Genomic DNA, 19,316 nt, shown 5'->3' on the forward strand with positions numbered 1-19,316 from the left:
CCGACGTGTATCTCAAGATGAGACCTACATGTGGTAGTTTCAGGATTTGCAACCCCAAGAATGCGAACGGGGCCGCTCTTGCGACCCCGTCAGGTTGAGTATCCACAGAATCACACCCAGGGGCGTGCCTGGCTTGCGTGGTCCTCGAATTTGTCGATGTGGTGGTCTTTTTCCATCGTCAGGCCGATATCGTCCAGACCGTTCAGCAGGCAGTGTTTGCGGTGCGGATCGATGTCGAACGCGATCTCGACACCATCTGAAGTAGTGATCTTCTGATCCTCCAGATGCACGGTCATGCGGGCGTTTTCACCTTTATGCGCGTCATCCATCAGGATGGCGTGATGTTCTTCTTCGACCACGATGGGCAGGATGCCGTTCTTGAAACAGTTGTTGAAGAAGATGTCGGCAAAGCTGGTCGAGATCACAACCTTGATGCCGAAATCCTTGATCGCCCATGGTGCGTGTTCGCGCGACGAGCCGCAGCCGAAATTGTCGCCGGCCACCAGAATCTCGGTCTGGCGATAGGCGGGTCTGTTCAGGACGAATTCTTCATTCTCCTGCCCGTCATCGTGATAGCGCATCTCGTCAAACAGCACGACACCAAGGCCAGACCGTTTGATCGTTTTCAGGTGCACTTTGGGAATGATCATATCCGTGTCGATATTGATCAGCGGCATCGGGGCGGCCACCCCGTGGACTTTTTCGAACTTTTCCATGTCTACACTCCTGCGGGAGAGGGCCGCGCCCATGCCCCGCGATTAAGCCTCTTTTGTTTCGTCTTTGGGTGCGTTCTTGACGAAGAACGCCATGAAGACCAATCCAAGCCCGTTGAACAGCATCTCGATGCCCAGCAGAATGCCCAGCAACTGAAGCAGCACGGCAGGGTCCGTGGCCGCAAAGCGCCAGATCAGGATCGCCAGAACGATCGACATAATCCCCGAGATCAGCGTCGCCCAGAAATACTGTGTGCCCTTCATCTGGAACGACAGGATGACCCGGGCAATGCCGCCGGCCATGAACAGGATCAGCATCACGGTAGCCAGCGTCAGCGTGCCCTGCAGCGGGTGATCCAGAAAGGACCAGCCCAGGAACAGCATCACCGCACCCATGATGAGTGACAGAATCTTGTTGCCGAGGCCTTCAACGGTAAACCCGCCGACGACTTGCAACGCACCCGAGATCAGCAGCAACACGCCTGTCACGACGGTCACGGCAATTGACGCCACTGCTGGCGCGCCCAGCACAAAGATGCCGAACGCTATGGACAGAAGCCCCAGCAAAAGCCATTTGATCCAGTCACTCATGTTTTCAATCCCTCAAATATCTAGATATGAGGGCACCTTACATCAGTTCGCGAACGTCTGTCAGCCGTCCCGTGATTGCCGCAGCGGCAGCCATCGCGGGGCTCAGCAGATGGGTGCGCCCGCCACGTCCCTGACGGCCTTCAAAGTTGCGGTTCGAGGTCGCGGCACAGCGCTCGCCCGGTTGCAATTGATCCGGGTTCATCGCCAGACACATCGAACATCCTGCCAGACGCCATTCGAAACCGGCCTCTTTGAAGATATCCGCCAGACCTTCTTCTTCGGCCTGCGCACGGACCAGACCCGAGCCGGGCACGACCATGGCGCGCATCCCGTCCTTGATCTTCTTGCCTTTCAGGATCTCGGCCGCGGCGCGCAGGTCTTCGATACGACCGTTGGTGCAGGACCCGATAAAGACGGTGTCGATCTCCACGTCACTCAGTTTCTGACCAGCTTCCAGACCCATGTATTCGATGGAACGGCGGGCCGCATCGACCTTGCCGCCTTCGAAATCTTCGGGGTGCGGAACGGTTGCGGTGATCGGCAGCACGTCCTCGGGGCTGGTGCCCCAGGTGACGACCGGTGCGATGTCTTCGCCGCGCAGGGTGATGACCTTGTCGTAATGCGCACCTTCGTCGGTGTAGAGCGTTTTCCACCAGTCCATCGCCGCTTCCCATTGCGCGCCTTTCGGGGCGTGCGGACGGCCTTTGACATATTCAAAGGTGGTCTCGTCGGGCGCGATCAGACCCGCACGGGCGCCGCCTTCGATCGCCATGTTGCAGACGGTCATGCGGCCTTCCATCGACAGATCGCGGATCGCTTCGCCGCAATATTCGATGACATAGCCGGTGCCGCCGGCGGTGCCGGTCTCACCGATCACGGCCAGAGTGATATCCTTGGCGGTCACGCCCGGCTGCAATTTGCCGGTGATTTCCACCTTCATGTTCTTGGATTTCTTCTGGATCAGGGTCTGCGTGGCCAGAACGTGTTCAACCTCAGACGTACCAATGCCGTGGGCCAAGGCACCAAACGCGCCGTGGGTGGCGGTGTGGCTGTCGCCGCAGACAACGGTCATGCCGGGCAGGGTCCAGCCCTGTTCCGGGCCGACGATGTGGACGATGCCCTGACGGACGTCATGCACCGGATAGTAGTGAATGCCGAAATCCTTGGCGTTTTTGTCCAGCGCCTCAACCTGAATGCGCGATTCCGGGTTTTCGATCCCGTTTACGCGGTCCGGCGTGGTGGGGACGTTGTGGTCCGGCACGGCGATGGTCTTTTCCGGCGCGCGCACCTTGCGGCCCGCCATGCGCAGACCTTCGAACGCCTGCGGGCTGGTCACTTCGTGCACCAGATGGCGGTCGATATACAAAAGGCAGGTGCCATCATCGGCTTCGTGCGCGACATGGGCATCCCAGATCTTGTCATAGAGTGTTTTGGGGGACATATGTCCTCTCCCCGTATGTAGATGAGAAATAGCTGGCGAGTTGGCTCAGGCGACGGATAGGCGCGCCAGAACCGTGCGGGCCGCCCCAAAGAACCGTTCGCGCAGGCGCGCGCGGTCTTCCAGATTCTGGATTTGGGCTACGGTGAGTCTCATGTGCTCCAGATATATCGGGCTTTCGCGTCAATCAAGGTTCAATAGGCGCGGTCTTGCATCGATGCGCGCAGATGGCCAAGCTGGCAGTCATGAACCAGGACCTGCTGCCGGAAACGCTTTCCGAGCTTTATGCCAATATGACGGCGGCGTTTTCGTCGCAGTTTGAAAATCTGATCGAGCTGATTGTGACCCCGGGCTGGCGACAGTACCAGCTGGTCATCATCGTGGTTCTGTGGGTGCTGGCCTATCTGCTGCGGCTGCTGACGCAATCCCGATGGGAGGCATGGGCCCGGGCGCGCAGCGGCTGGCCGAAATGGCGGTTGCGGACACTGATCCAGCTGATGCGCCGCCTGACCCTGGTCTATTTCGTGCTGCTGTCCTGGGGCCTGTATCTGCTGATGCAGCACCTCACATGGCCTTCGCGCAGTTACATTATCGGAGTGTTCGCCACCCTTGCCGCCGCATGGCTGGCGATCGCGCTGGTGTCACGGCTGGTGCGCAACCGGACGCTGCGGCAGATCTTCAAGTGGTCGATGTGGGTCTATGCAACGCTGATTGCCCTGGCTCTGACCGATGACGTGGCCGGGTTTCTGGACGGGGTGGCGATTTCCATCGGTGATCTGCACATCTCGGCACTGGGGATCATCAAGGCTGTCCTGCTGATCGGAGTGCTGCTGACGCTGGCCCGCGTCGGCACCCGCGCGGCCGAACGCGGGTTGAAAAGCAATGACGACATCACGCCCTCGATGCAGGTGCTGCTGGCCAAGGGCATTCAGGTGCTGCTCTATGGAGCTGTCTTCATGGCTGCGATCCGCACGCTTGGGTTCGATCTGACCGGCATTGCGCTGCTGTCCGGTGCGATCGGTGTGGGGATCGGGTTCGGGCTGCAAAAAGTGGTGTCGAACCTGATCTCGGGCATCATCATCCTGATGGATCGGTCGATCAAACCGGGCGATGTGATCTCGCTGGGCGACACCTTCGGCTGGATCAACGCGCTGGGCGCGCGCTATGTCTCGGTGGTGACGCGGGACGGGCGGGAATATTTGATCCCGAACGAAGACCTGATCACCAATCAGGTGGTGAACTGGTCGCATTCCGACAAATTCGTGCGGCTGGATCTGGAGTTCGGCACCAGCTATGGCGACGACCCGCACAAGGTGCGCGCCACGGCGATCCGGGCCGTGAAAACTGTTGGCCGGGTGCTGAGCGGTGGGTCACATGAACCCGTCTGCCACATCACCGGTTTTGGCGACAGCAGCGTGGATTATGTGTTGCGGTTCTGGATCAGCGATCCGACCAAGGGGCTGACCAATATCCGGGGTAATGTCTATCTCGCGTTATGGGACGCATTTCAGGCCGAAGGCATCCAATTGCCCTTCCCGCAGCGCGAGGTGCGCCTGCTGCCGGACGACGCAGACGCGCAACAGCTCGCCAAAGAGTGAGCTTGTGTCACTACCTGAAACAGCCCGTTCATTGAAATGTTGCATTCCCCTTGTTACCTTACTAGTACCCCAGCGCCGGGGTCTGGCGGCGCGCAGCAAAGGAGGACTATGTCCTGTCTCTACATACACAGGCGGGTTTGCCCGCCGATGATGGGGCCGGTGTAATGGCCCACTCTCAGTCAATCAGCGACAAGCTGCTTGAGCGTATCCTTTCCTCACTTTCCGATGACAAGGCCGAAGACGTCGTGCAGATCAACCTGCAAGGTAAGTCTTCTGTTGCGGATCACATGGTGATTGCCTCGGGTCGGTCGACCCGTCAGGTCTCGGCCATGGCGGAAAAGCTGACGGATCGCATCAAGCAGGAATTCGGTTTCACCTCGAAGGTCGAAGGCAAGGATGCCGGCGACTGGGTGCTGATCGATACGGGCGACGTGATCGTCCATATCTTCCGCCCCGAAGTGCGTGAATTCTATCAGCTGGAAAAGATGTGGCTGCCTCAGGGCGGCAGCGCCTCGGCGAACTGAGGCGCCATCCCGGCCCGTATTGAGGGGCCGGAGGCGAGAGAGATGTGCGTATCAGCATAGTTGCGGTCGGGCGATTGCGTGCCGGACCGGAGAAATCCCTGCTTGACGATTACCTGACCCGGTTTGACCGGACCGGCCGTAGCCTGGGCCTTGGTCCCGCGCGGGTGATCGAGGTTGAGGACAAGAAAAACGCCGGCATGGGGGCCGAGGCCGCGCTGCTGCGCAAGGCGCTGCCCAAGGGCGCGGTGATCTGCACTTTGGATGAACGGGGGCGGGTGATGTCTTCGCCGGATTTCGCGCAGAAGCTGGGCAATTGGCGCGATGCCGGGCGGCAGGATCTGGCACTGATCATTGGCGGTGCGGACGGAATAGACGCTGATCTGCGCGCCGAGGCTGACTTTTCGCTTTCATTTGGCGCAATGGTCTGGCCGCACATGCTGGTTCGTGTGATGCTGGCGGAACAGTTATACCGGGCCGCAACCATCCTGTCTGGCGGCCCTTATCACCGGGTCTGACATGGCGCAGCTTCTGATCGTCTATCACTCGCGCACCGGCGGTGCCCGGCAAATGGCTGAGGCCGCTGCGGACGCGGCGCGGGACGAGGCGGAGGTTGTTCTGAAATTCGCGGACCAGGCCGGGCCTGAAGATCTGCTGAAGGCGGATGGCTACATCTTCTGCGCGCCCGAGAATCTGGCGGCGATTTCGGGTCTGATGAAAGAGTTTTTCGACCGCAGTTATTATCCGGTGCTGGGCCGGATCGAAGGCCGCCCCTATGCGCAGATGATCTGCGCCGGGTCCGATGGCCAGAATGCCGCCTGTCAGATTGCCCGCATCGCCACCGGCTGGCGGCTGAAAGAGGTTCAGCTACCATTGATCGTCAATACCCGTGCGCAAACGCCCGAGGCTATTCTGGCCGAAAAGACCATCCCGCAAGATCAACTGAACCAGTGCCGCGAGATCGGCGCGGCGCTGGGCGCGGGGATGCAGTTGGGCGTGTTCTGAACGTCAGTTCAGCGGGACAATCGTGGTCTCTTCGCCCCAGCCATCGACATTGCAGCGTGCCTGTATCTGCACCTGCGTCGTGCCATCGGGGATGGAAACGCCCGAGAGTGATCGTGTGAACGGCTGCTCAGTTTCATGCGGGTGGTGCAATACGCGCATCCCCAGCTCGTTGCCGTCCATATCCAGCACGCGCCAGCCATCGGCATAGTGATCCCATCCTGTGTCGGGGTGCCGGATGGTGACGTCGAAACGCCAGCTGTCTCCGCCTGGGGTGGCGCGGACCTGTTCGATCATCGACGGGTCGGCAAGGGCGGGGCTGGCCAGAAGGGCGCTGAGAATCACATATCGCATGGCCTGAATGTACGGTGTGGCGGCTGTCATTGGTATCAAGTCTATGTGTGGCAGGCTCGGGCGCAACAGTCCGTTTGGGGATGATACTTGCCAGCACGTAAAATTGGTAATAATATTTTACCAAACGGAGGATCAGCCATGGAAATGCCCCAGCCAAATCCGGATGTGCTTGCCCGCAAAACCACGGTGCTGGCACGGTTGCGACAGGTCCTGCCCCCCGATGCAATCATTCACGATGAGGTCGAAACGCGCGCCTATGAATGCGACGCGCTGACCGCCTATAGGTGCCCGCCCATGCTGGCCGTGTTGCCGTCTTCAACGCAGGAGGTCTCGGACATTCTGCGCATCTGTCATGATGAAGGCGTCCCGGTGGTGCCGCGCGGTGCGGGCACCTCGCTGGCGGGCGGAGCCTTGCCGACGGCGGATTGCGTGATCCTTGGCGTTGCACGCATGAATGAGGTGCTGGAGACGGACTATGACAACCGCTTCATCAGGGTGCAGACCGGACGTACCAATCTAAGCGTCACCGGCGCGGTTGAGGAAGAGGATTTCTTCTATGCCCCCGATCCGTCCTCGCAGCTCGCCTGCGCGATTGCGGGCAATATCGCAATGAATTCCGGCGGCGCGCATTGTCTGAAATACGGGGTGACCACAAACAACCTGCTGGGCGTGACCATGGTGATGATGGATGGCCGCGTGGTCGAGATCGGCGGTGCACATCTGGATGCGGGTGGGCTTGATCTGTTGGGTGTGATCTGCGGGTCCGAAGGGCAGTTGGGTGTCGTGACCGAAGCGACCCTGCGCATCCTGCGCAAACCCGAAGGCGCGCGACCCGTGTTGATGGGGTTCGATGACAACGCGGTGGCCGGTCAATGTGTCTCTGACATTATCAAATCGGGCATTTTACCGGTGGCTATCGAATTCATGGATCGGTTGTGCATTCAGGCCTGCGAGAACTTTGCCCATGCCGGATATCCCGACTGCGAAGCGCTGTTGATTGTCGAGGTTGAAGGCTCGGAAGCCGAGATAGATTTTCAGCTGTCGAAGATTATCGAGATCGCCAGGCGTCACAACCCGGTCGAGCTGCGTGAAAGCCAGTCTGCCGAGGAAAGCGCAAAAATCTGGCTGGGACGGAAATCGGCTTTCGGCGCCATGGGGCAGATGAACGATTATATGTGTCTGGACGGGACCATCCCGGTTTCTTCCCTGCCTGCGGTTCTGCGCCGGATCGGTGAATTGAGCGAGCAGTTTGGTCTGCCCGTTGGCAACGTTTTTCATGCGGGTGATGGGAACATGCACCCGCTGATTTTGTTCGACGCCAACATACCCGGTGATCTTGAGAAATGCGAGGCCTTCGGGGCCGAGATACTGAAGCTCTGCGTTGATGAGGGCGGATGTCTGACGGGGGAACACGGGGTGGGGATCGAAAAGCGTGATTTGATGCACCATCAATATACCCGGATCGATCTTGAGGCGCAGATGGCGGTAAAGGATGTGTTCGACCCCGTGTGGTTGCTGAACCCGGCGAAGGTTTTTCCTTTGGACACGTCCGAGGGACGGCGGATAGCGGCGGAATAGGGGGCTCTGCCCCCGTCGCGTAAAACGCGACACCCCCGGAGTATTTTTGAAAAGATGAAGAGCATGAAACCTGAGACAGAGGCCGATCTGGCTGAGATGGTGGCAGGGCTGAGCGGCCCGGTGCGAATTGTGGGCGGTGGAACGCGTGGGGTGACCGGGGCGGCACCTGTGCTGAGTACTGCCGGTCTGAGGGGCATAACCCTGTATGAACCTGGTGCCCTGACCCTTGTCGCCCAGGCGGGGACGCCTTTGGCCGAGGTTGAGGCGGCTTTGGATGCCGAAGGGCAGCAGCTGGCCTTCGAGCCGATGGATCATCGCGGGTTGCTGGGCGTCGAAGGCACGCCGACCATTGGCGGCGTTGTGGCGGCGAATGTCTCAGGTCCCCGGCGCATCCAGGCGGGGGCGTGCCGGGATTTTCTGCTTGGTGTGCGCTATGTCGACGGGCTTGGGCAGGTGGTCAGGAATGGTGGTCGGGTGATGAAGAACGTCACCGGCTATGATCTGGTAAAGTTGATGGCCGGTTCCTGGGGCACTTTGGGGGTGTTGACCGAGCTCTCTCTGAAAGTGCTGCCCAAGCCGGATCGGGTGGCGGCCTTGTCGATCTCGGTTCCGGATGCTGAAGCCGGGGTGCGGGTGCTCTCGGCTGCGTTGAGGTCTCCGTTCGAGGTAACGGGTGCTGCTTATGATCCGGATGCTGGAAAAGCCTTGATTAGGGTCGAAGGTTTTACGGATTCGGTCGCTTATCGGGCCGAAAGACTGGCATCGGAGCTGGGCCATTTCGGACCCGTGTCGGAAGAGGCTGATCCGGTGTCGATATGGCGTGCCATTCGCGATGTTCAGGTGTTTCACGGCAAAGCGGGGGATGTCTGGCGTTTGTCCATCAAGCCCGGTGATGCGCCAGAGATTGCGGCCCGGATCGGAGCCGATCAGTTGCTGTTCGATTGGGGCGGCGGGCTGATCTGGGTGCGCGTACCGAGTGATACCGATCTGAGAGAACGGCTGGGCGCGTTTTCGGGCCATGCAACGCTGGTGCGCGCAGATCATGGGACGTTTGAAAGACTGGGGCGGTTCCAGCCAGAAGATGCAGTTATTGCGGCTCTAACAAAGGGAATTCGGGCTAGATTTGATCCACGCGGCGTGTTCAATCCGGGGCTGGTGGGGTAGGCAATGCAGACGACTTTTACCGAAAAGCAGTTGCAGGATCCGGCAATCCAGCGATCAAACGAGATCCTGCGCAGCTGCGTGCACTGCGGGTTCTGCACGGCAACCTGTCCGACTTATCAGGTGTTGGGGGATGAATTGGATAGTCCGCGTGGGCGGATTTATCTGATCAAGGACATGCTAGAGAATGCGCGTGTTCCGGATGAGAAAACGGTCAAGCATATCGACCGGTGCCTGTCTTGTCTGGCCTGTATGACCACCTGCCCATCGGGGGTGCATTACATGCATCTGGTTGATCACGCCCGGGAATATATCGAAGCGAATTATAAGCGTCCGCTGACAGATCGGATGCTGCGCTGGGTGCTGGCGCGTATTCTGCCTTATCCGATGCGGTTTCGCTGGGCCCTGATCGGGGCCAGACTGGGCCGTCCACTCAGGTTTCTGATGCCCGACGCGCGGTTGCGGGCGATGCTGGAGATGGCGCCGAAACATATCCCTCCGGTCAGTCGCAACGATGATCCGCAGAGTTTTGCACCAGAGGGCCCACGGAAAAAGCGGGTGGCGCTGATGACCGGCTGTGCGCAGAAGGCGCTGAACACCGATATCAATGACGCCACGATTCGGTTGCTGACCCGGTTGGGCTGTGAGGTGGTGGTGGCCGATGGGGCAGGTTGCTGCGGTGCGTTGACCCATCACATGGGAAAGACCACCGAAAGCCACCGCGCCGCCGCCGCCAACATTCGCGCCTGGGTGCATGAGATGGATGCGGGCGGGCTGGACGCGATCGTCATCAACACATCCGGGTGTGGTACGACGGTGAAAGACTATGGCCACATGTTCCGCAACGACCCGCTGGCACAGGACGCCGCTCGTGTCTCAGAGATCGCGGTGGATATCAGCGAGGTGTTGGTACAGCTCGACCTGCCGCAGTCGGCAGGCAGAGATCTGGTGGTCGCCTATCATGCGGCATGTTCGCTTCAGCATGGCCAGCAGATCAAATCGCATCCAAAAGAACTGCTGAAACGAGCCGGATTTACTGTGTTAGAGCCTGTTGACAGCCATTTGTGCTGTGGCAGTGCCGGGACATATAACCTGATGCAGCCCGAGATTTCGACGCAACTGAAACAGCGCAAGATACGCACGCTTGAGGCGAAGAAACCGGATGTGATCGCGGCAGGGAATATCGGCTGCATGATGCAGATCGGTTCCGGTACCGAGACACCTGTGGTGCATACGGTTGAGCTCTTGGACTGGGCGACCGGTGGGCCGCGTCCGCGCGCCATGAACTCAGGACAGCCGGAGATACCAGTTCTGCGCTGATCCCAACGGATCAACATCGCGTCTAAAGATCAGCAGATCCTCGCCGGGCTGAAACTGCCCTAATTTTGCCGCACCTCGCGCGTAGGACTCGGGGCCGGACCCAATGACCGGAGACCCACGTGCGCAACTGGATCACGGCCCTTGCACTCAGCCTGCTTCCCTTGGCCACGCAGGCGCAGGATACCGGGCTGGAACGCCTTGAGACCTCGCATGCCGGGCGGGCTTGGATGGCAGTTGGGCGTCTGGATATTGATGGAACCGGGTTTTGCACCGGGGCGTTGATTTCCCCCACATTGGTGCTGACCGCGGCGCATTGCCTGTTCGACAAGGTGACGAAGCAACCGATTGATCCGGCGAAGATCGAGTTTCTGGCCGGTTGGCGACTGGGCCACGCCCTTGCCTATCGGGCCGCGCAGCGCACCGTCGTGCATCCCGATTATGAATATGACGGCGGATCTTCCGTGACCCGGGTGCGCCATGACATTGCCCTGATCGAACTGCGGCAGCCAATCCGGAACACCGCCGTGATCCCGTTTGAGACGGGGCAACGCCCCTCGTATGGCGAGGATGTGGGTGTGGTGTCATATGCCCATGACCGGGCCGAGGCACCGTCGTTACAAGAGATTTGTTCGGTCATGGCGCGGCAAGCCGGCATTCTGGTGATGTCCTGTGATGTCGATTTCGGAGCGTCCGGCGCGCCGATATTCTCGTTTGAAGGGGATCGTCCGCGCATCGTTTCGGTGGTGGCGGCGAAGGCCGAGATGGATGGCAAACGCGTGGCGCTGGGCACCGCTTTGGAACAATCGCTGGAGCTGCTTCAGGCGGAACTGTCGCAAGGGCGCGGCCTGAACGCGTCAGCCGTCAACGGCTCAAAAAATCTGGGAGCGAAATTTCTGAAACCATGACCCGATCCTTTGTTGTTCTTGCATTGATTTTTTCCTTTCTTTTCACGGCCGCGCAGGCGCAGAACAGTGGCAAGCGCCGTCTGACCGACCGGGATGATCTGTATGGCTGGGAGGCGGTGGGTCGGCTGGATATCGGCAAGAGCGGCTTTTGCACCGGTACCCTGATCGCAAAGGACATGGTGCTGACGGCGGCCCATTGCGCGTTGGACAAGTCAACAGGCAAACCCTATGCCCCTGGCGAAGTGACTTTCCGGGCGGGACTGAGCGATGGCGAAGCGCTGGCCGAGCGCAAGGTGATCCAGATCGCGGCCCATCCGGATTTTGTTGCCAACGCTCCGGTGTCCATCCCGCGCATCCGCGTTGATGTGGCTCTGATGCGGCTGGAAGAGCCTATCCCTTATGCCATCGCCGACCCGTTTGCCTTGTATAGCGGCGGCGCGAACGGCGGTGAGATCAGTGTCGCCTCCTACGGGCGCGGTCGGGCCGAGGCGATCACGCGACAGCGCTCGTGCCAGATTCTGCAGCGGGGACAGGGTCTGATCAGTTTCGATTGTGATATCACCTTCGGATCATCCGGTTCCGCCATTCTGGCCAAGAACGGGCCGCGCTGGCAGATTCTGTCGGTTGTGTCTGCGGGCGCTTCTGACGGCCGCCGCAAGATCGGATACGGGATGGAGCTTGCGGGCGTGGTCTCGGAGCTCAAGGCCCTGATGCGCCGCGATGCCCCACGTCCCACCGCGACGATCCGCAGGCTGCAGCCCGGGTCTGACAAATCGAGCTCGGGCGCGAAGTTTATCAGCGCAGGCGGGTCTTGAACCCCGCCAATCCTCTTCCCATCTGAAATGTATCGGGTCGCCTGAACAGGGGCCCGTCGCAAACCAGCGCCCGTCCGAAACGGAGGGCAGATTCGCAAATCGCTCAGTGAAGAGGATATGACACATGCGTACATTTGATTTTGCACCGCTGCACCGCGCAACCATCGGTTTTGACCGCGTTGCAGACATGATGGACCGCGTATTGACCAATGACGTGGCCCAGCCCAGCTATCCACCTTACAACATCGAAAAGACCGAGGCCGACACCTATCGCATTTCGGTGGCCGTCGCCGGTTTTTCCGAGACCGATCTGTCGGTCGAGGTGAAAGAGAATTCCCTGGTCGTCTCGGGCAAGAAAGCCGCCGAAGACAAAGGCCGCAGCTATCTGCACCGTGGCATCGCCACCCGCGCGTTCGAGCGCCGCTTTGCGCTGGCCGACCATGTCCGTGTCACCGGCGCCAGCCATGAGGATGGTATGCTGAACATCGACCTCAAGCGCGAGGTGCCCGAGGCCCTGAAACCGCGCCGGATCGAGATTACTTCGGCCAAGGCCATTGAAAAGGATGTGGTTGACGCAAAAGCCGTCAACTAACGGCTCTGAAAACCCTGCGGCACTCTACGTTCCTCCCAGAGTGTCGCAACTCTCGCCTCGCGTTCCTCCAGACGCGGGGCGATGTTTTTTTGTGGGGGTTTCCTGCCTTGGCCGCCGTCAGTGATCCTGATGCGTTGCACCGGGAACGCGCACAAAGCTTTCTGTACATCGCAGGGTTGTCCTGCCTATCTTTTCACGCCTGAGTTTGCGAAACTTCGCAGGATTTTGGTGCTCAGGGGGATGTAAACTGGCGTAACATTCCCTATCTTGTTGGGTAGATAAGAAAAAAAGGAATAGGACAGATGTCGAACCATCAATTCGAAGCTTTGATTCAGGAAACGCAGACCAAAGTGCGCGAAAGTCAGTCGCAAATCGAAGGGCTGACGTCACGGATCGAGGCCGCCCGAGCCAAGATCGGCACGGCGGAGGCGGATATCGACATTGAAAACGCCACGCTCGAAGACGTGCACGCCCATACCGAAGTGATGAACGCGAACATTGCCGAGCTGATCATGGGGCTGGACGACGTCACCAATGCGTTTTCCAAGGATTTCGACGAGATGCGTTCGAAAACCGGGTGGGAGTCGTTTGTGGGCATCTTCGCCAAAGCCAAATCCGAGTCGATGCGGCAGGAGCGGATGCGCACAGCCAATATCGACGACAAGCTGCAGGACCTGATCGCCAAATCCGACGTGATCGTGAAGCTGCTGGAGGGGCAGTTGTCGGTGCTGGAAGAACAGCGTGTGAAGGTCGAAGATAACCTGAGTGGCACTTTGGACGACCGCGAAGCCACGGTGGCCGAACTGGAGGCTCTGCGCGCCGAGATTCAGGGCATGGACCCGACGATCATCACGCTGGAAAACAAGATCAGCGTCGAACAGGACGCCGCCGCGCGGACCCAGTTAGAGACTGAATTGGCCGAGCTGAATAAGCAGTACAACGCCAAGGTTCAGGAAGAGCAGGTCAAGCTGGCCAAGTCGCAAACGCTGGAGCGTTACATCGAAAAGGGCAAAACTTGGGTCGATTCCCTGCAGAACCAGGCGGCGACGCAGATGGTGCTGATCAACAAGCTGCAGACAGACACCCAACAGCGCGTGGTGCTGTATGACGCTCTGACCAAATCGCTGAAAACCGCACAGCAGCAGGACGTCGCCCACCGCATCAACGAGATCGGCGTGCAGACCGACCAGGAGGCGCAAACCGCCATGGCCGCCATCGGCACCGCGACCAACCAGAAAATGGCCGACATGCTTGAGGCGCATGAGGATCACATGGTCTTTGCCCGCGACGTGCTGGAGAAAAAGGCGAAGGCGGATGAACGCTTTGCCCGCCGGTTCGCCTCGATTGTCGAGAAGCATGATAAGAACTTGTATGGTGGGTGAGAGTTTAGCCAGAGCGCCGCTAAAGATGCTTGGTGCCGCACTGTGCGTCGCGCTCTTCGGTGGGCTTCTCATCCTGTTCGGAAATCTGGCTCAGTTGCTTCCTGTATACCTTGGTCCCGATTTGAGAATGATGTTGTTCATGGCCCCAACGACCCTAGCTCTCGGCCTTTTTGGAGTTTCGGCAATGATGGCAATTTGGGGCATGGTTTGGTTGGTATTCGACGTTTATCTTTCTTTCATCGACAAACTTATTGGTCGACAGATTAAATGACTGACCCCACTCAAGACCATGTCGGCTTGACCGACACCTTCGCCTCGCGCCGCTATTTCCGCAAGTTCGAGGTGATCACTGTCCACCTCCTGCGCGTGGCCGCGACGATGGAGGCTGAGGGCGCGATCAGCAAGCAAGAGGTGCGGATCGTGTCGCGCTATCTCTCAGGGCTGCTCTACACCTTCCGCGCGCTTAGCATGAAGTACCTGTTGGTCGGGCGCGACACAGGGCGGTTCTTTGGCAGCCTCGCCATGGACAAGCGCGACAGCGGGTTTCCGGTGGCGGCTGAGTTGCTGACCATGGCCAATGACGCGCAGCAGGCGCAAGTGCATCTGGCGAATATGCCTTCGGCAGACGACCTGAAAACCGACATGGTGCGGACGATCATTGGCGATCAGGAAATTCCCACCAAACTGCAATTCGCGCTGTCCCAAAGGCTCTATTACGAGGAATTGCTGAAAGGTCAGCTGTTCTGGGCCCGCAACGATCCCGAATGCCACTGGATCGGGAATGAGGGCGAACGGCGCAAGTTCATGATCCACTGGGCGGTCTATGACAGCCAGATCAACCTGCCGGTTATCTATCTTATGCAGCTTGAGGACAGTGGCAAAATCGCCCTGCCCAAGGATCAGCGTCGCTGGCCAGAAGTGCAGGCGCATCTGATGGCGCAGTCGCTTGGCGGTTTGAAACTGGTGACCATTGCCAAGGGCTTCGATCAGGATTTCGACGACCTGCACCCCAAACACCTGCGCCGCATTCATGTGGGGCCGATGTATTCCTCGGCCTATACCGAGCAGTCCGGCCCCCTGCGGCAGGTGCTGGAGGATGCGCGGGCACCCGAAGGTCAGGACTGGGCACTGGCCTGGACCACCGAGGAGTTGCAAAGCGAAGAGGTCATCGAAGAGCGTGCCGGTTGGTTCTCGACCGTTGAGCGCGAGGTCTTTGCGCTGGACCCGTTCGGCGGGCAGGGGGCCGAGACCGGGGCGACGCACACGCAGCGCTCGATCATCCTGCCCCAACGTCCGTTTCAAGTGCTGGCCGAGCGCAACCCGCCGGGTTTCGCCGATGTACGCAAGTTCGTGGTCAGCAAGGCGGGGCAGGTGTTGCGCTATTGAGTTTTTCGCCTTCGGCGACCGTATTTTGAACGAGAAGAAGCAGGGTTGAGCAAATGTCTTTGACGTCGGATCAGATGGAATTGCGCGAGGCGGATATTCGAAAGCACTATCCGGCAGCGACCGCTTTGCTGAACGGGTTCGAACATGCGCCGCGGATCGCAAAACCGGCCGAGGCCGCAGTTGAGCGATCTCCGGGCGTGTCGACCGGACGGCGATTTCGGTCCACCACACCGGGGTTGGTGACGCGGCGCACCGTGCGCGCCGACGGGGTGCATCTGGTCGAGCGGATTGAGGCGTCTGATGATGGCGATACGCTGGTCTCTCCTCCGCAGGCGACTGTGCAGCAGGCGATCCGGCGCGCGATTGCAATCGCTCTGGCCGTGGCTGATGCCTATGCGGAACAAACCCCGCTGGCTGATCTGAAGCGGGCCAATCTGGCGGGGGACCTGCCCGCCGCACGCAAGACCGAATTCTCGGAACTGCTGACGGCTGAGGCTCTGATCACGTCGCACGTGTTCGGCAATGCACTGGCTTACCTCTTGTCCTCGCATCTGGGCGAAACCACCGTTGATCTCGGCGAGATCGAAGAGGTTCTGACCGACAATGGCCAGCTTGCCCTGCACGGCGCGCTGTGGGAACTGGACCAGATGCTGGCCAAACACGCCCCTGACGATGCCCACCTTATCGCGGCTGCCAGCGCCTATGCCGAACAGTTGATGGAAAAGGCCGCTCTGCGCGCCCAATCCGCAGGCCACCTGGCCCCGTTCCAGAACGCCGCCTGGCATATCGAAGCCGATGATCTGACCATTCGAGGGTTTGAACCGGCCTCCAAGGCGAAATCCACAACCCTGACCATGACATTCAAAAAACCGAACGAAGTGGTCGGCAACCATATCGCCAAGTATCAGGCGATGAAGCTGGCCAAGATGGTCATGGCCTATGACTTTGACCGCCGCCTGAACCCGTTTGCCGAGCTTGGCGGGTTCATCTTCACCTTCATGGGCGACGGCAAACCGGGTACCGGCAAGACCACCCTGATCCAGATGATGGCCGGGCTGATCAACGACTATTGCCAGAACGCTGGCTATCCGTTCCGCTATCAGAACCTGAGCACCGACAATATCGACAGCTATCAGGGCAAATCGGGCCAGAACGCCAAGGCGTTTATCAACACGATCATCGACCCCTCGGTTATCGGTTTCGGCACCATCGACGACATCGATCAACTTGCGGGCAAACGCGGCGACCGGCAGTCATCAGCCGGGCAACTGGAAATCACCGCCGTGCTGATGGAGAGCTTTGCGGGCGCCAACACCGTCGTGCGCGGCAACTGCACCTTTGGCATGTTCTCGAACTACCCCGAGAATGTGGACGACGCCCTGCGCCAGCGGGCGGGCGCGCGGTTCCTGGTGGACGGGCCGCAAACGCGTGAGGATTACATCGACATCCTGCACCTGCTGATGGGCCGCAACCACGACATACCCTTGGGCGAACACGAGGCCTATGCCGCGCAGGAGATCAAGAAAGCCGTCGCCGCCAGCTTCGAAAGCCATTCCCGCCCGCATGAGGACGCGCTTTTGCAGGTCTATGACCGGGTCTCGGGCGATATCGGCCAGATGGACACCATCGCCAAGCTGGGCACCTACCTCAAAGCGATCCAAGCAGCGGATGAGCGCTTCACTGGTCGCGCGATCAAGAACATCACCGACGCGGTCAAAGTTCGCGCGATGGATTTCGAACTGCCCGACGAGTGGATGGAGAACCCCGACCTGTTCCTGTTCCGCGACTACGACACCAAAAAGGCCATGATCGAGGACCTGCGCCAGCCGATCACGGTTGAGATGGTGATGCAGGAAATCAACCGCTACGCCGACAGCGAATTCCGCTATGCCGACAAGAGCGACGAGGTCGCCATCGAAAACGCGGTGCGCGAGATGGGCCGGATGGAAGAGGCCAAGCGGCGGTATTTGGAGGGAAAGGGGTGACGCCTTTAGAATGGAGCGATCTAGTAAGAAATGCCGCGTTGACCATTGCCAGCTTGCTTGGCGCTGGCATTGGTTTCGCAGGTTTGAGGTCTTGGAAAGCACAAAAACGCTGGGAACGTGACAACGAATTAGCACGGCGCTTCTTGGTGTCCGTAATTGGATACCAATCCGCAATTAACGAGTTGAGATTTAGAACGCTCAGCCCAACTCTAGTTCCTCAAATAGAGATACCGGACGTTCTGCGAGAGAAAAGTGGCGTGTCATTGGATGAAGATGGCCATTTCCAAGAGCTAGCCGAACACATCGTTCAAAAAACCGATGTCGCCAGAAAAATTAAAGTTGAGTTCGAAGCTATTTCTTTGGAGGCAAGAGCGATCTGGGGTTGGCCATCAGAAGAGGAATCCAGCAAGCTATTCGAATTGCATACAAAGCTACTTATGGGGTTGGAATGGTATATGCGCCTAGATGATCCCTCCAACAATGCTGAGGATCATGAGATAGCGGCGGCTGCTTTTGAAGAATATGATGGCATAGTTATTGAACCCACTAGGACTGCAGATCTCTTTCAGAGCGATCTTCGCTCAGTAGTATCAAATATGGAGATGTTCCTGAAAACTAAACTTGACGTGTCGCAGTTATGATCCGCCTCATCGAAAAAGGCCTGATGTTTGGCAACCTCGTCCACATCTCCAGCCCGGCTCTGGTCGAGCGGTATAACCGCGCGCTGCAGCATCTGGCGGGTAAGACCACGGCGCTGACGGATTTCCATGTGGATATCTCGGGCTATTCGCCCGAGGTGGGGATTGAGTTGGAGGATGAACTCTACCTCAACCCCAACGGGGTCAACCGGCAGTTCATCCTTCTGACGACCGAGCAGAAACGCGCGCCTCTGCTGAACGTCAAATTCTCGACCTCGCGCGATATCCTGCGCGAGTTCATCGAAATGAACGAGGCGCAGCTGTTTGCCCTGACCGCCACCGATGCGGTGGCCGGAGAGCTGGTGAACTCGGTCATCAAACTCACCACCCCCCGCGACCTGCTGAACCTGCGCAAGATCGAGATCGAAGCCGACACCGCAGGCGGTACCCTGCGCAAGGCAGAGCAACTGGCGGGCATGGTTGAGCGGTTCAAAACCGCCGAGGATGCCTGGTTCGATGATGTGCTGATCGCCCGGATGATCGAGACGGCCAGGGAAACCGGCGACGTCACTCGCAACCCCGTCCGCCTGCGCCACACCGCGTTCGAACAGCGCAATTTCTGGACGGCGCATTTCGGCGGGCTCTACCTGTTCCCGGATATGGATCACCCAGCTGCGATCTGCATGGGCGAAAAGCCTGACGGCTTGCCGATCAAATACATCTTTGGCCAATCTCAACGAAACCAGATTGCCAAGTTTCTCGACTACAACGATCTGGTCGAACCGATCGTAAAGGCGCGCGGTGTGGATGCTGCTGCGATCCTGCAACAGAAAATGGACTTTCTGACCATCGATGCCGCAGCAGACGCCGATGTCGATCTGACCGGGCTGGATCGCAGCGATATGCGACGGCTGGCGCGTAACCATGCGGATCATCTGCCCGAGGCCTATCATGGATTGGCGCAACTGATGCGCTGGGCGACCGATGGCGGGCCCTGGCCGCGTATATCCTCGGACCACCCGGCCTATTTCTATACGCTGCGCGCCGCCAATACACCGCATCGCGATCTGGTGAACATGCTGCTGGCCGAACTGGCACCGCTGGACCCGCGCCAGATGTTCATCTGCCACAAGGAATTGTTCTACGCGACCTACGCCAGATGGCCCGAAAGCAAAAAGGCCTATGTTGCCGACTTTCTTGCGCGCGAGTATCAGGTGGACAAGGCCGGTGCGCGCGCCGCCTTGTTCGGGCATGAGCCGGATATGAGTGGCGACGACGATATCACGGATGACCTGATCAAACGGGTCGGGCCGTGGGGCTCGGTCAGGAAGGGTTGA

21 protein-coding genes are annotated in these 19,316 nt (G+C 59.2%); 16 read left to right on the forward strand and 5 right to left on the reverse strand.

Annotated features, from left to right (window positions below; genetic code table 11):
* Positions 1-110: 110 nt before the first annotated feature.
* From leuD to ACR0K9_RS16675, 4 genes are read right to left on the reverse strand one after another with little or no spacing between them, the layout of a single operon-like run.
* Entirely contained in the window at positions 111-716 is a 606-nt protein-coding gene (gene leuD, locus ACR0K9_RS16660; protein WP_480824847.1) for a 3-isopropylmalate dehydratase small subunit, read from the reverse strand.
* A 42-nt stretch (positions 717-758) separates the two neighbouring features.
* Positions 759-1,304: an HdeD family acid-resistance protein gene (locus ACR0K9_RS16665; RefSeq protein ID WP_480824849.1), complete on the reverse strand. Its 546-nt coding sequence runs from the start codon at positions 1,302-1,304 to the stop codon at positions 759-761.
* A gap of 37 nt (positions 1,305-1,341) precedes the next feature.
* Positions 1,342-2,745 (reverse strand): 3-isopropylmalate dehydratase large subunit, encoded by a 1,404-nt coding sequence (gene leuC, locus ACR0K9_RS16670; protein WP_480824851.1) that lies wholly within the window; start codon positions 2,743-2,745, stop codon positions 1,342-1,344.
* Between the two features lie 45 nt (positions 2,746-2,790).
* Positions 2,791-2,898 carry an isopropylmalate isomerase gene (locus ACR0K9_RS16675; RefSeq protein ID WP_480824853.1) on the reverse strand — a complete coding sequence of 36 codons (108 nt, stop codon included), beginning with the start codon at positions 2,896-2,898 and terminating at the stop codon, positions 2,791-2,793.
* Between the two features lie 71 nt (positions 2,899-2,969).
* On the opposite strand from ACR0K9_RS16675, the gene ACR0K9_RS16680 reads away from it, so the two are divergent.
* From ACR0K9_RS16680 to ACR0K9_RS16695, 4 genes are all read left to right on the forward strand, one after another.
* Positions 2,970-4,340, forward strand: coding sequence for a mechanosensitive ion channel family protein (locus ACR0K9_RS16680; protein WP_480824855.1), 1,371 nt, complete (start codon positions 2,970-2,972; stop codon positions 4,338-4,340).
* A 164-nt stretch (positions 4,341-4,504) separates the two neighbouring features.
* On the forward strand, positions 4,505-4,864 hold the full coding sequence (gene rsfS, locus ACR0K9_RS16685; RefSeq protein WP_058276550.1) for a ribosome silencing factor: 360 nt from the start codon (positions 4,505-4,507) through the stop codon (positions 4,862-4,864).
* A gap of 44 nt (positions 4,865-4,908) precedes the next feature.
* Positions 4,909-5,379 (forward strand): 23S rRNA (pseudouridine(1915)-N(3))-methyltransferase RlmH, encoded by a 471-nt coding sequence (rlmH, locus tag ACR0K9_RS16690; RefSeq protein ID WP_480824857.1) that lies wholly within the window; start codon positions 4,909-4,911, stop codon positions 5,377-5,379.
* 1 nt (position 5,380) lies between these two features.
* Positions 5,381-5,866 carry a flavodoxin family protein gene (locus ACR0K9_RS16695; RefSeq protein WP_480824859.1) on the forward strand — a complete coding sequence of 162 codons (486 nt, stop codon included), beginning with the start codon at positions 5,381-5,383 and terminating at the stop codon, positions 5,864-5,866.
* Between the two features lie 3 nt (positions 5,867-5,869).
* Here the strand turns inward: ACR0K9_RS16695 and ACR0K9_RS16700 are convergent, their stop codons facing one another.
* Positions 5,870-6,217 (reverse strand): hypothetical protein, encoded by a 348-nt coding sequence (locus ACR0K9_RS16700; protein ID WP_480825009.1) that lies wholly within the window; start codon positions 6,215-6,217, stop codon positions 5,870-5,872.
* Between the two features lie 138 nt (positions 6,218-6,355).
* On the opposite strand from ACR0K9_RS16700, the gene ACR0K9_RS16705 reads away from it, so the two are divergent.
* The 12 genes from ACR0K9_RS16705 to ACR0K9_RS16760 all read left to right on the forward strand — a co-directional run bounded on the left by ACR0K9_RS16705 (position 6,356) and on the right by ACR0K9_RS16760 (position 19,316).
* A complete protein-coding gene (locus ACR0K9_RS16705; protein ID WP_480824861.1) occupies positions 6,356-7,795 on the forward strand; it encodes an FAD-linked oxidase C-terminal domain-containing protein in 1,440 nt (479 codons plus the stop codon).
* A gap of 63 nt (positions 7,796-7,858) precedes the next feature.
* Entirely contained in the window at positions 7,859-8,959 is a 1,101-nt protein-coding gene (locus ACR0K9_RS16710) for an FAD-binding protein (protein ID WP_480824863.1), read from the forward strand.
* Between the two features lie 3 nt (positions 8,960-8,962).
* Complete coding sequence (gene glcF, locus ACR0K9_RS16715; RefSeq protein ID WP_480824865.1) at positions 8,963-10,276, forward strand: glycolate oxidase subunit GlcF; 1,314 nt, start codon at positions 8,963-8,965, stop codon at positions 10,274-10,276.
* Positions 10,277-10,395: 119 nt separating this feature from the next.
* Complete coding sequence (locus ACR0K9_RS16720; protein ID WP_480824867.1) at positions 10,396-11,181, forward strand: trypsin-like serine peptidase; 786 nt, start codon at positions 10,396-10,398, stop codon at positions 11,179-11,181.
* Positions 11,178-11,996, forward strand: a complete 819-nt coding sequence (locus ACR0K9_RS16725; protein WP_480824869.1) for a trypsin-like serine peptidase — start codon at positions 11,178-11,180, stop codon at positions 11,994-11,996. Before ACR0K9_RS16720 ends, ACR0K9_RS16725 begins: the two co-directional genes overlap by 4 nt.
* Positions 11,997-12,120: 124 nt before the next feature.
* Positions 12,121-12,588: an Hsp20 family protein gene (locus ACR0K9_RS16730; protein ID WP_480824871.1), complete on the forward strand. Its 468-nt coding sequence runs from the start codon at positions 12,121-12,123 to the stop codon at positions 12,586-12,588.
* 302 nt (positions 12,589-12,890) lie between these two features.
* A complete protein-coding gene (locus ACR0K9_RS16735) occupies positions 12,891-13,970 on the forward strand; it encodes a hypothetical protein (protein ID WP_480824873.1) in 1,080 nt (359 codons plus the stop codon).
* The gene (locus ACR0K9_RS16740) at positions 13,960-14,241 is read left to right on the forward strand and encodes a hypothetical protein (protein WP_480824875.1); all 282 of its coding nucleotides are present in this window, start codon (positions 13,960-13,962) and stop codon (positions 14,239-14,241) included. The genes ACR0K9_RS16735 and ACR0K9_RS16740 overlap by 11 nt, the downstream gene beginning before the upstream one ends.
* On the forward strand, positions 14,238-15,356 hold the full coding sequence (locus tag ACR0K9_RS16745) for a hypothetical protein (RefSeq protein ID WP_480824877.1): 1,119 nt from the start codon (positions 14,238-14,240) through the stop codon (positions 15,354-15,356). Before ACR0K9_RS16740 ends, ACR0K9_RS16745 begins: the two co-directional genes overlap by 4 nt.
* A gap of 53 nt (positions 15,357-15,409) precedes the next feature.
* Positions 15,410-17,341, forward strand: a complete 1,932-nt coding sequence (locus ACR0K9_RS16750) for an AAA family ATPase (protein ID WP_480824879.1) — start codon at positions 15,410-15,412, stop codon at positions 17,339-17,341.
* Between the two features lie 38 nt (positions 17,342-17,379).
* Positions 17,380-17,982 (forward strand): hypothetical protein, encoded by a 603-nt coding sequence (locus ACR0K9_RS16755; protein ID WP_480824881.1) that lies wholly within the window; start codon positions 17,380-17,382, stop codon positions 17,980-17,982.
* Positions 17,979-19,316, forward strand: a complete 1,338-nt coding sequence (locus ACR0K9_RS16760) for a DUF6638 family protein (protein WP_480824883.1) — start codon at positions 17,979-17,981, stop codon at positions 19,314-19,316. Before ACR0K9_RS16755 ends, ACR0K9_RS16760 begins: the two co-directional genes overlap by 4 nt.

The organism is Ruegeria sp. L12 (assembly GCF_056531745.1).

Bases quoted from the DNA above. Each gene is read 5' to 3' on its own strand.
- leuD (WP_480824847.1), bottom strand. From the start codon at position 716: ATGGAAAAGTTCGAAAAAGTCCACGGGGTGGCCGCCCCGATGCCGCTG.
- ACR0K9_RS16665 (WP_480824849.1), bottom strand. From the start codon at position 1,304: ATGAGTGACTGGATCAAATGGCTTTTGCTGGGGCTTCTGTCCATAGCG.
- leuC (WP_480824851.1), bottom strand. From the start codon at position 2,745: ATGTCCCCCAAAACACTCTATGACAAGATCTGGGATGCCCATGTCGCG.
- ACR0K9_RS16675 (WP_480824853.1), bottom strand. From the start codon at position 2,898: ATGAGACTCACCGTAGCCCAAATCCAGAATCTGGAAGACCGCGCGCGC.
- ACR0K9_RS16680 (WP_480824855.1), top strand. From the start codon at position 2,970: ATGGCCAAGCTGGCAGTCATGAACCAGGACCTGCTGCCGGAAACGCTT.
- rsfS (WP_058276550.1), top strand. From the start codon at position 4,505: ATGGCCCACTCTCAGTCAATCAGCGACAAGCTGCTTGAGCGTATCCTT.
- ACR0K9_RS16695 (WP_480824859.1), top strand. From the start codon at position 5,381: ATGGCGCAGCTTCTGATCGTCTATCACTCGCGCACCGGCGGTGCCCGG.
- ACR0K9_RS16700 (WP_480825009.1), bottom strand. From the start codon at position 6,217: ATGCGATATGTGATTCTCAGCGCCCTTCTGGCCAGCCCCGCCCTTGCC.
- ACR0K9_RS16705 (WP_480824861.1), top strand. From the start codon at position 6,356: ATGGAAATGCCCCAGCCAAATCCGGATGTGCTTGCCCGCAAAACCACG.
- ACR0K9_RS16710 (WP_480824863.1), top strand. From the start codon at position 7,859: ATGAAACCTGAGACAGAGGCCGATCTGGCTGAGATGGTGGCAGGGCTG.
- glcF (WP_480824865.1), top strand. From the start codon at position 8,963: ATGCAGACGACTTTTACCGAAAAGCAGTTGCAGGATCCGGCAATCCAG.
- ACR0K9_RS16725 (WP_480824869.1), top strand. From the start codon at position 11,178: ATGACCCGATCCTTTGTTGTTCTTGCATTGATTTTTTCCTTTCTTTTC.
- ACR0K9_RS16730 (WP_480824871.1), top strand. From the start codon at position 12,121: ATGCGTACATTTGATTTTGCACCGCTGCACCGCGCAACCATCGGTTTT.
- ACR0K9_RS16735 (WP_480824873.1), top strand. From the start codon at position 12,891: ATGTCGAACCATCAATTCGAAGCTTTGATTCAGGAAACGCAGACCAAA.
- ACR0K9_RS16740 (WP_480824875.1), top strand. From the start codon at position 13,960: ATGGTGGGTGAGAGTTTAGCCAGAGCGCCGCTAAAGATGCTTGGTGCC.
- ACR0K9_RS16745 (WP_480824877.1), top strand. From the start codon at position 14,238: ATGACTGACCCCACTCAAGACCATGTCGGCTTGACCGACACCTTCGCC.
- ACR0K9_RS16750 (WP_480824879.1), top strand. From the start codon at position 15,410: ATGTCTTTGACGTCGGATCAGATGGAATTGCGCGAGGCGGATATTCGA.
- ACR0K9_RS16760 (WP_480824883.1), top strand. From the start codon at position 17,979: ATGATCCGCCTCATCGAAAAAGGCCTGATGTTTGGCAACCTCGTCCAC.